This is a genomic window from Christensenella hongkongensis, assembly GCF_000981035.1.
Classification (GTDB): Bacteria; Bacillota; Clostridia; order Christensenellales; family Christensenellaceae; genus Christensenella; species Christensenella hongkongensis.
This window is the reverse complement of record NZ_LAYJ01000053.1, coordinates 36785-51559: the sequence shown is the minus strand read 5'-3', so window position 1 is coordinate 51559 and position 14775 is coordinate 36785. Positions and strand designations below refer to the sequence as shown.

At 49.7% G+C, this 14775-nt stretch carries 12 protein-coding genes and 1 pseudogene; all 13 read right to left on the bottom strand.

Going from position 1 to position 14775, the window contains the following annotated elements; genetic code table 11:
- Position 1: 1 nt before the first annotated feature.
- Positions 2-805: a PcfB family protein gene (locus CHK_RS02905; RefSeq protein WP_046442539.1), complete on the bottom strand. Its 804-nt coding sequence runs from the start codon at positions 803-805 to the stop codon at positions 2-4.
- Complete coding sequence (locus tag CHK_RS02900; protein WP_046442538.1) at positions 747-2177, bottom strand: relaxase/mobilization nuclease domain-containing protein; 1431 nt, start codon at positions 2175-2177, stop codon at positions 747-749. Before CHK_RS02900 ends, CHK_RS02905 begins: the two co-directional genes overlap by 59 nt.
- Positions 2177-2548, bottom strand: coding sequence for a plasmid mobilization protein (locus CHK_RS17115; RefSeq protein ID WP_046442537.1), 372 nt, complete (start codon positions 2546-2548; stop codon positions 2177-2179). Before CHK_RS17115 ends, CHK_RS02900 begins: the two co-directional genes overlap by 1 nt.
- 42 nt (positions 2549-2590) lie before the next feature.
- Positions 2591-2968: a type II toxin-antitoxin system death-on-curing family toxin gene (locus tag CHK_RS02890; protein WP_046442536.1), complete on the bottom strand. Its 378-nt coding sequence runs from the start codon at positions 2966-2968 to the stop codon at positions 2591-2593.
- Positions 2965-3207: a type II toxin-antitoxin system Phd/YefM family antitoxin gene (locus CHK_RS02885; protein ID WP_046442535.1), complete on the bottom strand. Its 243-nt coding sequence runs from the start codon at positions 3205-3207 to the stop codon at positions 2965-2967. Before CHK_RS02885 ends, CHK_RS02890 begins: the two co-directional genes overlap by 4 nt.
- A 177-nt stretch (positions 3208-3384) precedes the next feature.
- A complete protein-coding gene (locus CHK_RS02880) occupies positions 3385-3741 on the bottom strand; it encodes a DUF7768 domain-containing protein (protein WP_046442579.1) in 357 nt (118 codons plus the stop codon).
- 78 nt (positions 3742-3819) lie between these two features.
- Complete coding sequence (locus tag CHK_RS02875; protein WP_046442534.1) at positions 3820-4551, bottom strand: DUF6036 family nucleotidyltransferase; 732 nt, start codon at positions 4549-4551, stop codon at positions 3820-3822.
- On the bottom strand, positions 4541-5197 hold the full coding sequence (locus CHK_RS02870; protein ID WP_235843860.1) for a helix-turn-helix transcriptional regulator: 657 nt from the start codon (positions 5195-5197) through the stop codon (positions 4541-4543). The genes CHK_RS02875 and CHK_RS02870 overlap by 11 nt, the downstream gene beginning before the upstream one ends.
- Positions 5194-5397 carry a DpnD/PcfM family protein gene (locus CHK_RS02860; RefSeq protein WP_046442533.1) on the bottom strand — a complete coding sequence of 68 codons (204 nt, stop codon included), beginning with the start codon at positions 5395-5397 and terminating at the stop codon, positions 5194-5196. Before CHK_RS02860 ends, CHK_RS02870 begins: the two co-directional genes overlap by 4 nt.
- Complete coding sequence (locus tag CHK_RS02855) at positions 5394-6398, bottom strand: DUF3991 and TOPRIM domain-containing protein (protein ID WP_046442532.1); 1005 nt, start codon at positions 6396-6398, stop codon at positions 5394-5396. Before CHK_RS02855 ends, CHK_RS02860 begins: the two co-directional genes overlap by 4 nt.
- A gap of 14 nt (positions 6399-6412) precedes the next feature.
- Entirely contained in the window at positions 6413-7261 is an 849-nt protein-coding gene (locus tag CHK_RS02850; protein ID WP_152651649.1) for a helicase, read from the bottom strand.
- Between the two features lie 199 nt (positions 7262-7460).
- Positions 7461-9098, bottom strand: coding sequence for a group II intron reverse transcriptase/maturase (gene ltrA / locus CHK_RS02845; protein ID WP_046442576.1), 1638 nt, complete (start codon positions 9096-9098; stop codon positions 7461-7463).
- 589 nt (positions 9099-9687) lie between these two features.
- Positions 9688-13647 (bottom strand): annotated as a pseudogene (locus tag CHK_RS17110) (DEAD/DEAH box helicase family protein); the annotation flags it as partial.
- Positions 13648-14775: the final 1128 nt, after the last annotated feature.

Genomic DNA, 14775 nt, shown 5'->3' with positions numbered 1-14775 from the left:
TTTACCTCGCTTTTCCTTTGGATTTTCTCTTTCGTTTCGGCTGCCTGTGGGCGGTCTGCCGGAGAATTGCTTTCTGCGGCTGTTTTTCCGCCTGGGCTTTTGCTTTGCGTTCTTCGCGCAGCTCTTTTATTTGGCTGCGGACGGATGGTTTCCGCTCAATATCCTCCGCGGCGGTATTGTCTTTGTTCCCGGAGATAGGCGCGGACGGACTTGAGTTTTCCGTTCTCTGTTTCTCCGTCCCCGCCATCGTAGGGTTTTCCTGCGATACTTCCTCCGGCTGTTTTTGTCCCTGCTCTTTTGGGGAGCCTCCCAACATTTCATCGAGCGTATCGTTGTCGATGGTATGCGTATCCTGCGGCGGCGTTTCACGTTCCTCTTCCGGGGCGTTTTCCTGCGCTTTGCGCTTTTCCAGAATATCTTCCCGTATTTTGTCTACCTCTACGGTGGATAAGGCGAACCGTTCCGCGATCCGGTTGACCTTTGCCGCGTCGTTTGCGTTGACCACAACGTCAACGAGGCCGTCCGGCTGTTTTCTGTTGATGACCGCCGCATACAACACGCCGTATTTCCGAGTTTCCTCTGCAAAGACCTTCATATCTTCGCTCCTGATAACGAATACCTTGGTCGGTTTTCCGTTGAACGCACGCATCCGCGTCCGCCCTCTGGTACGTTTTTGGCTTTTTGAGGCCGCGATGAGGAACGCTGCAAGGGAAAGCGCCGCCTTTCCCGCGATATTTGCCGCTACTTCAACGCCGCGTACCGTCATGTTCACGACCTGATCCGCCGCGTCTCCTGAATGGTTCATGTTTCATCATCTCCTTTTTGCGTTCTGCATGGATCTTTTGTATGGTTTCCCGCAAGCGGGCCGCCCGTGCGGGGATCTCACCGCATAGCCGCACCTCCTTTCTGTATTGCCCGAGCAGGGATGCGATCTCCCGCAGCCTGCCGGATAATTCTTTGTCGCGTTCCGGCGTGGTGTTTGTGCGCCGCCGTTCGTTCCTGACGTCCGTCCGTTCGGACAATAAGGCGGTAATGTCTTTCTGCCGCCGCGCTTTATGTGCCTCAAGGCTCGTAAGAGTTTCGATCTTATATCTGTTTAAAAATTTTGCATGACCGGACAGTTTATCTATCTTCCGCAGATCCTCCCGCAGGAGGTATGGAGCACTCGGAACATGGGGAGCCTGCCGCAGTTTGTGGAGATAGTAATAATACAGGGCGCGGAGCCCACGCCATGTGATGCGGTGGGAAAGAACAAAGAGGCCGAGGTACCGTCTGCGGGGGATCGTTTGCTTTGTCGGGGCGTATTCTTGTTTTTGCTGGCGCAGGATACGCGCGCGGATCGCTTCTTCCGTATATTGCGGTCCTAAGCTGCGGAGCCGCACAAACCGCTCTTTGCCGGGAGGACGCACCGCCATGTGTTTTACCCCTGTTTTGATCTCATACCCCATATCCCGCAGGGAGCGGAGAAAAGCGGGGAAGCTCATCGCCGCCATGACAGCCTTGTCCACATCCCCGCGGATCGCGCTCCTCCATGTCGGCCTGCTTTCCTGCTCCGCTTTCCATTCCATATAGTGCTTTGTTCGCCCCGCATATTTTGGCTGGATGACGGAAAGGGAATATTCCCGGCAAAGTTCATCCGATGTCCGCCGCATGAGCGCATAGCTCGCCTTATTGTCGTAATACCGTTTCCCGTCCTTGAACGACACGGAATTGAGTACGAAATGATTATGAATACACTTGGCATTGAGATGTGTCGCCACAATAACTTCAAACCTGTCACCCCATAGCCGCCGCGCAAGCTCCACGCCTATTTTATGCGCAAGCTCCGGTGTTCCCTCTCCCAGCGCGAAACTCTGGTAACCGTGGTATGCGGCGATCCCATCTTCCTTTTTCCATTGTTTTTTGGTGAGTATCATCTCCTTCCGGGCGGTTTGCTTGGCGCAGTTGACACCCGTTACAAAATATTGCTGCTCCGTTTTAGCGTCTTCTGTGGCATAACCGATTACGTCCGCAAGCCCGCGCGCCTGCGCCTGCCGCATGGCTTCCTCCATTACGTCTGTCATATCTGCGCTGTTTGTCTTGCCCCAATCCGGATTTTTCGTCTTTTCCGGGTTCTCCGCATAGCCGAGCACATGGTCGATTCTGCCGCGAATATCCCAAATTGCCGTTGTTGCCATTACGTCATTTTGTCCGGGAGCACGACCGCTTCGCGTATTTTGACGATGCTGTCAAAAAGCCGACGGGCGTTTTCCGCATATTCTTCGGCAAGAAAAAAGCCCGTTGCGTTGGCACGGGCGGCGATCTGATTCATACGGTTTCCAATGGCGCGCAGTTCCTTTGTCATAGCATAGAAATCTGCGGACGGCGGCTCCCGGGGCACATATCCCATAATGAGGGAGCGGAGATACGCCGCCTGAGAAAATTTGGCTTTTGAGGCATTTTGTTTCAACATTCTGTATTCCGTTTCGTTAACGCGGAAAATTACCTGTATGTTTCGTTTCAGCGTAGTGATCCACCTCCTTATTTTCTGCAACAAAAAAGCAGCCATATTTTATGGCTGCCTCAGGTACTGTTTAGCAGTATAGAATTGTTATATCTCGTGATCCAGTAACCAACTTAAAAGCTCTTCGTCGTTCATTGTGCCAGCAGCAATCCTTAATCCTATGTGTATCAGATCATCATCTTCACAGTCGATCTTTATTTCGTTTATCTCAAGAAAAGACAGCATTGCCATAATCCCTGCACGCTTATTGCCATCCACAAAAGGATGGTTAGAAATTAGAGAGTATCCGAGCCTCGCCGCCTTACGTTCAATCGTGGGATAAACATATATGCCGTCAAAAGTTTGGAACGGAGAATTGATTGCAGATTCAAACAGATTTTCATCCCGCAGGCCATCGCACCCGCCTGTTTCCTCTATCAGCATTTTATGCAGCAATTTGATTTGTTCTCCTGTCAAACGCTTCATTTTGCGAGTTCCTCAAAGGCATGTCGGTTTTTCTCCAGAATTCTGCGCCCGATTTTTTCGACGTCTTCTGTCGACGCCGTTTCTTCTTTTTGAAATTGGCTAATCTCCATTAAAACGTATTTGGGAGCATTATTTTTCAGAATCACCGCTGCGCCGTTTTCATCTACCATTCGGGCAACACGGGAAAAATTCTGATTCGCTTCCGAAATAGATACAAGGTTATTTGTATTGACATTCATCGTTCTCACCTCCATTTATATTATATCCAAATTTTAGGATAAATACAACCTAAATTGTGCAATGGGGTATAAGGGCCTCCCCTTACAAGCGAATCATGATGGCGAATGCTATCATGATTCAGTGCTTGGTAGGACAGCGCAGACGCGCTGTCCCAATTCCTGCCGAAAAGAAAACATCTATCCGCGCGGTGTTTTGGATCCGGTATATTCAGATACTCCTTTAAGCCCGTCAAAGGTCACGGTCACGATCCCGAGCCGTTCTGCAAGCAATATCTCCTGTGTCATTTCTTCCGTGATATTGTTTCCGCATACGACCAGTATCCGGCAGCGCCGCAGCACCTCCAGCGACATATCCTGCCGCGCCTGTTTTTGGCTCGGAACCGTATTCGACAAGAAGGCTGCGAACATTACATTCGGACAGATCGGAATATACCCCAACCGAAACAAAGACTGTGAATATTCCTGTGTTTCCCGTACCGGGGAACCGTCTTTTTCAAACGGAGCACAAACATACGCAAATACCTTATTTTTCATCTGGCCTCCTTCTAAATATCTTTTGCAGTAAAAAAGCACCCTCATCTGAGGATGCTCTCTCCATAATCTGAGAATGTTTTATCGTTCCGGTTCATTCCGGTCATGCTTTCTGGCTCTTGCAATTTTTAGTATCTCATTGATATTATCTTCTTTCACAGCATTTGGGTAATCCCGATTAAATTCAAGCAAAGCCTCGCGGCTCATTGTTTCCTCACTGCGGTATTCCTGATATAACCGTTCATAGTCTCCATTCGCTGTAACGTTTTTGATAAAAGAGACTGAATCTTCCGGTACGCTCTCCCAACTACCATAAAGCGCGAGCATAGCGGCGTCGATCCGCTCCATGTCAATAGGCCTTCCCATGCGGTCATGTTCGCGCAATATACCTATAATATCCGAAAGATCGTTCTTATATTTCCTGCCGGACGTCAGTTTCATGGCAATCAGGTACTCTGCCGAGACGGTTCGCACCGTAAGGATATTTGAAAATGTCTTATAGTAGGTCGAATACTCGATCAATTTTGGTGTATAGGATCGCGTCCTGACAAAATCCGTATTCAGCCAACCGTGCGGAAGATGGTGGGCGTCTCCCACATGGTTAATGGCTTCTTTCATAACAGAAGACGCGGATATAACGGCGTCAATATCGTAAGTCATTTCCCGAAATCCGTAATTCACGAGGATCGCCGCACCGCCGATAAGCACGATCTCCGCTGGCATTGTCTTTCCGTTCAACCTGCGAAATTCTTTTGCCAATTCCTTCAAATAACGGTCAAGGTTTTCCTGTGTAAATATCGGCTCAATAGACATCACGCACCTCGCTTTCCACAATATTAAATTGCATAAACTCAGGAATGGCTGCATTTAGGCTTTCCTGCCTGATCGTATCGTCGTTCATAGCGCTGGCGGCAGCGATCACACTGGAAGGGTAGATGACAGTCTTTAGTTTTTGCGCACGGATATCGTTATAGTTTTTGCACAACGGAATGTTGTTTTCGCTGCAAAGGTAATCCACCATCGCAAGCAGATACAGGCTTTCAGGATACCATTTTCTGTCATAGAGCTTACGTATCTCATCTTTTTCCAATATGTCAATGATAAAATCAAGGTCACCCATATCTTTTACAAGATGACGGATATTGTTCTTAAATACCTCAAATCCGCTTCTTAAAGGAACTGCGTCAACGTCAGCGATCTCATCTTCAATCAGTTTTTCCATTGGCACATTCAGAGCCTTTGCGATCCGATATAAGGTTCCGGCAGAACATTTTTCAATCTTCGCTTTTCCAGAACAAATATCAACGACCGTAGTCTGAGGTACTCCACTATCTTTTGCCAGCCGATAGCGTGAGAGTTTTCTTTCCGCGAGTAAATCATTTAACAACATGATCATCCACCTGCCTTTAGAATGATTATATCGGTTTACCGAACTATTGTCAATCAAGTGAATACTCATCTTGCATCCTCCCGCGACAACTTTTTATGTGCTCTTTGCCCGTGAAATTCAACACCTGTAAAATGATCTGCATCCAAAATGTATTCCCCCCTATACCATTGAGCCGATACGAGCTGTTCGGCTTCCCGTCTGTCTGCGGCTGCTACCTCTACTGTCATGGACAATGTTTCGGTTATTGTTACCCTATATGGCTGTTTCATCTTGCTTCCTCCCTTATAACATGATTTGACTGCCTTGTACGGATTTTAGATAATCCTTTGCTTTTCATCAGCATATCGTTATAATCCTTTCCACATTCCGGCGGATCGTATGTTACGGTATATCCGCTGTTTTCCAGCAATATCTGTATGGTGTGCGCCGCTCTTTGCCCTGCAAGGTCGCTATCGAGCCGCAGGGAAATATTGCGGATATTGCCGTTTTCTTTGAGAAAACGGGCAAGGGCTGCTGGGAGCGGCGTTTCCCGTATCACTTCTTTTGGCTGATAAACGCCGGATAAGGAGAGATAGTTTTCCTGCCTTATGTCTATGCCTTTCCTCATTCGTAGGGTTGCGAGAGACAGCAGGTCGATGGCGCTTTCACAAACATATACCGTATCGTTTTCAGACAGGAACGGGATGCGGAACGAATATTCCTTATTGCTTCCCTCCGCTTCCCGCATAAATGTGGAAGCGGGATTACTGCTTCTAATCATGGCATACTGCGCTTTCCCTGTGCAATCATACCCAACGAAACAGCAGTTTCCATACTTCCGTTCCTCATAAACCGTTCCTTTTTCAATGCAGACTTGAAGCAGGGCAGGGGAGATACCGCGTGCAGTGAGATAACGCATCACCCGGTCGTTATTTATATTCCGCTCCGGAAGAATGAAAGGCGGCTTTGGTTTAGGTTGGCTTGTGTATCTGGGCATCGGGGCAAGATATTTGTCTTTATCACATAGATGTTCCACTGCCTGTACAAATCCCATACCGCGCACTTTGATCAGGTAATCCAGCGCGCTTCTGCCGCCGATCCCGCGCGACCACCAAAACCATTTTCCGTTGGAGATTTTCAGACTGTCATGCGTCCGGGTGCAGTAGATATTCCCAGATACCCGTACCAATTCGTCCGGTTCATATTGACTCAAATATGAAAACAGATCGGGACGTTTTGCCGCCTCGATCTGCTCCCGTGTTACAGGATGTACCTGTTTTGGTATTCCCATATCGCTTCCTCCATCTATCGTTGTATTTCCTGTGTCTTTTCCTGCGTTTCCTCCGGCGTCGTGTCCACCGCTTCGGGCGTCGCATCACCGAGATTAAGCAGTGCGTTTACCGCTGTGAGGCGTTCCGCTTTTTCTTTGAGTTCCTGTTCCTGCTTAAACGGCCTCCCGATCTCTTCTTTCGCGTTTTCCATCTGCCGCCGAAGCTCCTGCAATTTTTCCTCGTTGGCCTTGGCTCTGTCCGCGACGCCTTTCAGGGTATTCTCGATCCGCGTCATGTTCCCAAGCGCGTCCGCTCCAAGCTCTGTGACATGGGACATCGTTCCTTTGCAGTTCAGCTTGAAATGACGGTCAAACGTATCAAACGAAAGCAGCATTTTGAATCCCTTATACGTCCCGATCTCCCGTTCGTTTGAATCTTTTGCCCGTTTACAGAGTTCCACGATTGCCGCGCCTGCCGCCGCTTTTTCCTTGAACAGTACGCCTTCTATCTCCATACCGGGGAAGTCCTCGCTCTGATGCTGCCTGAGCAGCTCCATGTCCGCCTTAAGCCCCCGAACCGTTTCTTTCGTATGTTCGATCATCACAGGGTAATGTTTGGCTACTTTGTCCTCCAGTTCATACCTTCGGCTCAAATAATCCGATTGCAGCAGCCGCAGCCTCGATACGGCGATGTCGAGGTCCATTTTCTCTTTGATGTAGGGATTGCCCGTTGCGAGCATTTTGACCTCCGCATAGGAAAGGGCGGCCTCGTCCACGTCCTCGCATGAGCGGACAGGAGCCTTTGAAGTCATGATCTGCCCAATATACTTCTGTTTGCTTTCTATGGTCTGCCACATATATGCGTCGAACGTATTCTCCGTCACATACCGGAAAATATCTACGGATTCGTTGTTGTTTCCCTGCCGGATCGCGCGCCCTTCGCGCTGCTCGATGTCAGCGGGGCGGTCGAGTAGGTCGGCGGCATTACTGCCGCCTTCCCCTCTAAGAACCGTACGTGAGAGTTTCCCCTCATACGGCTCAAGCAGTTCTAAGCCTTTATCATTCTAAAGGCCAGCTAGTCAACTAACGATTTTCTTTGTAGCATTTGGCATGCACGAGCAGCCGGACTGTTCTTCCATCCGCTTTTTCTTCCCGTACATTCCATTGGGTTTCGGCAGTGATTGGTTGTCCGCAAAGCGGGCACTTTTTATCCTGCTTTTTCCACATATACATTAAGGATTTTCTTCCCTTTAGGGATAACAGCATTTTGTAGGTCATTCTTTCCTCAAAGTAACTTTTCCATTCACGATCAAATGGATTGGCTTTACTGACGATCTTTTGATGCCGGATTATCTTGGTATCAAAAGCCAATTTCAAAGGAAATATGTCTTCTTTGCCATTTTTATCCAGCTTCACGAGAAACCGCCAGTTTTGCCCCTTGTAGTAATGGAAGTATTTGTTTGCGATCCAGCGCTTTCCCTTTTTCGGATGCCGCCTTTTCGCCCACTGCCATAATTTACAAAATATCTGATGATCTACCTTTTGGAAAGTTTTTGATGATGCGCCGCATCTGTAATAGTTTGCCCATCCGGTAATCTTTGGATTCAGAAGCCGGATCAATGTCTCCTGCGTGCACGATTTGTTGCTGTCAATCGTATGACGGATTCCATCCAAAAACCTTTTGGTGCTTTTCTTGGATGGCTGTGTCAACAATGTTTCTTTGAACTTCCTAATATTGAATCCTAGAAAATCAAATCCATCATCTATGTGTGTCACTACCGTCTTTTCTTCCGACAGCTCCAGTCCGCGCGCGGCAAGAAACTCCACTAACATCGGCTTTATCTCTTTCTCCAAAACATCCCTGTCAGCACTTGTTATGATAAAATCATCCGCGTAACGAACCATATTTACCATCGGCGAATACAGCTTCCCGTTTCGGGAATGCCGTTTGTACCGTTGTGCCAACATTGCCTGAATACCGTCCAATGCCATGTTCGCAAGGGCGGGCGAAATAATTCCGCCCTGCATCGTTCCTTCTTCCGTCCGGTATAGTTCCCCGTTGAAGATCACCCCGCATTTTAACCATTGTTCCAATATCTTTGTGTCTGTCGGAATATTTCCGAGCAGCCACTCGTGGCTAATATGGTCAAAACAACCTTTGATGTCTCCCTCTAAAACCCATTGGGGAGAGTAACCATGCGACAAGATCGTGTGGCACTGCTGAATCGCATCCTGACAGCACCGCCCTTTGCGAAATCCGTAGGAATGCGGATCGGCTGTCATCTCTGCTATCGGTTCCAACGCAAGCAAATACAACGCTTGCATCGCCCGATCTTTCATTGTAGGTATCCCAAGCGGGCGCAACTTTCCGTTGCTTTTCTTGATGAATACTCTGCGTAATGGCTGTGGTTTGTAGCCCTTCCTCTTTAGCTCCAGAATGGCCTCCACTTTTTCTTTGTCGGTAGACCATATGATACCGTCTACCCCTGCTGTCTTTTTCCCTTCGTTAGTTGTCACCCTTTTTATGGCGATTGCTTTTGCCGAAAAAGAGTGTGTCAGCGTCCACTGCAAGGCTTTCACCTTACCGTGTCTGCCTTCCTTTCTAGCCTTTACAATACGTTCCTGTAGCTTTTTAACCTCAGCTTCGCATTTTGTCCAGTCAATGGACTCCCATGCCAGCTCCAAGTTAGGTGCTGCACACGCTGTTTTACTCGCGTTCATTTGCTTTGCTCCTTTCAAAAGTTCCATAGGTTTCTTGTAAAGAACCACCGTTGCGGAAGTCTGCCCACTTTCGTGTGGGGTAACGTCTAAACCCCTATCTGCTTCATTACAAAGCAGCATTCGCTTTTTCCGCACTTCCTCTACCTGCATCCCTATCGGCGGCCCTTACGGGCAGCTTCCCTACATTGTAGGAGAGATACAGGCTTACCTTGTTCCGCATAGATAACAATAGGTAGGTTAGGCTCTGTCTCATCCACCGGCAGCGCACTTATCCGTGTAATCCCACCATGGAAGGGATTATCTGGCTGCTTCCCATTTTGGGCTGGAGCCTGTCAGCATCTTTGGCTCGTTGGACGTTACGATGTTTACACGACAGTTCACGTATGTTAGCCATACTACCCAAGCCTAGCGCCCCGCCCACATTGATGCTCGCAGGCTCGCCCTCACCTCGCGGTTTTGGCTTCTCCGAATTACCGGAGGGCTACATTGTCGTGACAGCTTCACAAAAGACCGTTGCCAGTCTTCCATGTGTCACTAGGCTACCGCTAACGGAATAGCGGGTTTAATCTTTATTCAGTTAAACAATTATCTATGCGACTTCAAGTCGCACCCACGGCACATCGACATGATGGAGCGCCGCAAGCCTGTCCTGTACGTTGGTCCCGGCGCCCATTTTAGAAGTCGATCCCATGAGGATACGCACCTTTCCGCTCCGCACTTTGGAAAACAGGTCAATTTTTTTCGCGTCCGTATTCGCCTCGTGAATAAAGGCGATCTCATCGCGCGGTATGCCTTTGTTCAGAAGCTTTACCCGTATATCTTCGTAGACATTGGAAAAGCCGTTCGGCAGGGAATATACGCCGTTTTCGTCTTTAGTCAGTTCCAAAGCTCCCTGCGGCGTGGAAAGATCAGAGAACACCAGCTGCGTTCCTTTTTGATCTGTTGTATCCCGGTACACTTTTAAGATATTTTCCACGCAGGCATTTATTTTGCTTTGCGGATCGTCCTCCAGCATAGAGTTCAGGATGCGCTGGTCAAGCGCGAGCTTGCGCCCGTCGTTGGTAATTTTCAGCATATTGTCTATTGTTGGATCCATTTTTCCGCTCCGCACCACATCGGCACGATCTGCAAATTCCGCTACCATCTCTTTTTGAAAGTCGCTTGACTTTGTCACTACCGTATGATAGTTTGCTTCCGGAACAGGCAAATCCAATGTGTCCGCCGTCCGTATATCCGCGCACTCCTTGAACATGGCAAGCAGTTCCGGCAGATTGTAAAAGCGGGCGAACCGTGTGCGCAGCCTGTATCCCGTTCCTTCCGGTTTCAGTTCAAGCGCCGTTACGGTCTCGCCAAAGGTTGACGCCCATGCGTCAAAATGTACCAGATCATTTTTTTGAAGTAATGAATACTGGAGGTAGCGCTGCATGGTATACAGTTCCGTCATGCTGTTGCTGATCGGCGTACCCGTGGCAAATACAGTTCCCCGGCCTCCGGTGATCTCATCCAGGTACCGCGTCTTTCCAAAGAGGTCTGCGGATTTCTGCGCTTCCGTTTGGGAAAGCCCCGCTACATTGCGCATTTTGGTGAACAGGAACAGGTTCTTGTAAAAATGCGCCTCGTCCACAAACAGCCTGTCCACACCCAATTCCTCGAACGTTACGACGTCGTCTTTCCGGCTGGTATCCGTGAGCTTCGCAAGTTTGGCTTCCAGGCGTTTTTTACTTTTTTCCATTTGCTTGATGGTAAAGCGTTCGCCGTTCGCCTCTTTCAGTTCTGCAATACCCGCGACGATCTCGTCTATCTGTTCCCGAATCATCATGATCTGCCGTCCCATGGAAAGCGGTATCTTTTCAAACTGGGAGTGTCCAATAATGACCGCATCATAGTCCCCGGACGCGATACGCGCGCAAAACTTTTTCCGGTTCGCCGTTTCAAAGTCTTTTTTCGTTGCCACAAGGATATTGGCCGACGGATAAAGCTGCAAGAATTCAGCGCCCCATTGTCCGGTCAGGTGGTTGGGTACGACAAACAGGCTCTTCTGACACAGTCCGAGCCGTTTGAGTTCCATTGCCGCGGCGGTCATCTCGTAGGTTTTGCCCGCGCCCACGACGTGCGCGAGCAGGGTATTCCCGCCGTAGACCGTCCGCGCCACTGCGTTCAGTTGATGTTCTTTCAGCCGGATTTCCGGGTTCATGCCGGGAAACCTCAGATGGCTCCCGTTATATTCCCGGGGACGGATGGCGTTGAGCTTTTCGTTATATATCCTGGTAAGCGCGTCCCGCCTGTCCATATCCGCCCATACCCACTTGTGAAATTCGTCTTTGATCGTCTGCTGTTTCTGCTGTGCGATCATGGTCTGCTCCACATTCAGTACACGGGTTTCCGTACCATCGGGATCGGTACGCTTATCAAAGACGCGCACGTCTTTCAGGTTAAGCGTCTCCTCAATGATCTTGTATGCTCCCACGCGCTTCGTTCCGTATGTATTGGTCACGGCAATGTTTTTATCGTCCCAGTTCTTATTTGAGATATTCCAAAGGGCGGTGGACGGGGAATACCGCACATGGATCTTTGTTTTGAGGTAAGGGGACGGCTTCAGCAGTTCGTAAATAAACTGCTCGACATATTCCGGCGGGAGCCACGTTGCGCCCAGCCGTATGTCGATCTCGCTTGCGGACAGGTCTTTCGGCTGTACTTTTTCAAGGGCTTCCACCTGTATCCGCACAGTATCCAGTAAGCCCGCTTCCGCTCCGTGTTCCTGTAAAACCTTGTAAATGCCGAGCGCCTGCTTGAGTTTTGCCCGCACGTTGCCGGACAGGTATTCGTCGGCTGTTACAAGCGGGAATTGTTCGGGATCAAAAGAATCCCGTTCGATTTCTTCGGAAATCAGCGTTCCGAAATCCCGGAAGATGATCCCCCGCAGCTCCCGCACGATCTCGCTGCCGGATATTCCGGTAAGCTGCTCCATATATGTAAGATCCACCTTTGCTTTTTCGGCAAGGGATACCGTAAGGGCTTCCTGCGCGGTATCCACCGAAGTAACGGCTTCCGGCTGCCGGATGGTGCGTTTGGAAAACATGTCTGCTTTACGTTTTAGTTTTCCGTCCGCGTCCAGTATTTCAAGGGAGCAAATAAGGAAGTACGCCGAATCGTCTGAAAACGCCATGCTGTTGCCGCGCGAATTGAGCAGCCCATATTTTTTGGTGTAACTGTCGTACAGCGAATTGAGCTTTCGTTGTTCCTGCTGTACTTCCTCTTCCGTTCCGTTTTCCATTTGGACGTCGATCAGGCGGCGCATACAGTCCCGTATCCCGATCATGCCGCGTATCCGATTTTCGGCGGTCAAAGACACATCCACGCGGTTCATGCGGCTGTTTTCCCGGAAATATATCTTTCCGTCATGCAGGGTATAGCTGTAATTGCGCACATTCGGATCGGCTGGGATGGACTCCGTTTCGTCCTGTTCCGGGAACTCTACATCATAGTCAGTGATGCGCGCGTCGATATGCGACAATGCCTCTTTCAGCTGCTTCCCGAGGTCTGCGCCGGGGATCGGAACACACTTTACATCTTTTCCACCGTATTGCGTATGTTCGGTGGATAACATACCGAGTACCATTTCCGGGTGATCTATGAAGTATGAATTGATAGAATACCCGTCCTCCGTTTTCTGTGCGTGTATCCAGTCGGCTTCCACGGCCTGCGGCCTGTCGCGCTTTTGCAGGAACAGGATATCTGCCGTGACCTCTGTTCCTGCATTTTTGGAAAAAGCGTTATTCGGCAGCCTTACCGCTCCAAGAAAATCTGCGCGCTCCGCGATATATTTGCGGACAGAGGAGTCTTTCTTGTCCATCGTAAAGCGGCTGACCACAAAGGCCACGATCCCGCCCGGGCGCACCTTGTCCAGCGTTTTGGCAAAAAAGTAATCATGAATGGAAAACTTGTTTTTGTCGTACCGTTTATCCGGCACGCGGTAATTTCCAAACGGGACATTGCCAATGGCAAGGTCAAAAAAGCTGTCCGGCAGGTTGGTGTGTTCGTAGCCCTGTACTGTGATCTCCGCATTCGGATAAAGCTGCTTTGCGATGCGCCCGGTGATACTGTCAAGCTCGATCCCATATAGCTTGCTGTTTGTCATGGAATCCGGCAGCATACCGAAAAAGTTTCCCGTGCCGCATGATGGCTCCAGAATGTTCCCGGTTTCAAATCCCATTTCCGCAATGCAGTCATAGATGGCGCGGATTACGGTAGGAGAGGTGTAGTGGGCATTCAGGACAGACGCGCGTGAGGATTCATATTCCGTTTCGGACAGCGATCCTTTGAGTTCTGCATATTCGGTTTTCCAGGAATCGTTGTGTTCGTCAAACGCTTCCGGTATCCCGCCCCAGCCCACATACTGCGCCAGCGCTTCCTGTTCGTCCGGCGTAGCAGCGCGGTTTTCTTTCTCAATCGTCTGAAGGATACGGATCGCGGCAATATTCCTGCTGAATTTCTCCTTTTTGCCGCCATAGCCAAGCTCATCATCTGTAATACGGTAATTTTCCGCCTGTTGCTTTTGCGGGGGCGTAGACTCCGGTATATTGTCCGGGGCTTCGGCAAGATTTGTTTTCGCGATTGCCCGATGGGACATCTCCGGCATATATTTGGCATTGCGCTCGTCCTGCTCCAAAAGATGTTGGAATGTCTCTTTGTTTTCTGCGCGGAAAACAGGGTGGGAAAGCGCAGGATCGAGAAGCTGTACCTCATTGTCCGTGATCTGTGTGATTCGGAAAGCAGTCCCGTCGAGATACACCGTATCGTTTACAGCATACGCATAGGGGCTTTCTGTTGCCTCCTGCGATTCGGTCATAAGGCTGTCATTGCGGCTGTCCTGCCGCAGCATACGGTCAAAATCTCCGCGCGGGATCTCTTTGGTCAAAAGCGGATATTTCTCATCGTTGACTGTTACTGTATCATCCGTGATCCCGAGGATGGTGTGAGTTCCGGTAGACAGGAACACTTCCGTGCCAAGCGAATAATCGTAACCTGCTGATTCCCGCCTTTCCCATTCCTGTTCCCGTGTCCGCTTTGCGATACGTTCTTCCGCTTCGCGGAGCAGGCGGGCTTCCTCCTGTTTTTGTTCCCGTTCCGCCTCTCTGCGTTCATATTCCGGCAGGTATGCCTTTTCTTCCGGGGTGAGGTATCTGTCCTGCTCGATCATGCTGCCGATATACTTCGCTGCTTTTGTCCATGAGATGAGCACTTTGTCATACGGAGCGGCAATGCTGCCGCGTGAGAGGGCAATGCCTTTCCTGTCGTGCCATTCGCCGCTGTCATCTGTTCCGGACATTCCCGGATAACTTCCGCCTGTGCCGAATATTTCGCTCAGGAAGTTCCCGCGCTCCTGATTGGATCTTTCCTTTTGAAAGTATAGGTATGTGCGGTACTTATTATCTGTAACGTGAATAAAATTTTGAAAAAATCCCGCGATCTCATCGTCGGTAATAAAGCGCCGGGGAAGCTCCCGCGCAGTTTCCTGCGCCTCAAAAACAAGCGGGATACGTTTCAGGTCGGAAACGTCCTGCAAAAGGCGCCCGGGATCATGGAGAATACGGCGCGCGGGAGGATCCTGCCTGAAATCTTCGATGGCGGATTTCAGCCTTTGCAGAATATCTTCTATGCCTTCTTCCCGCGACAG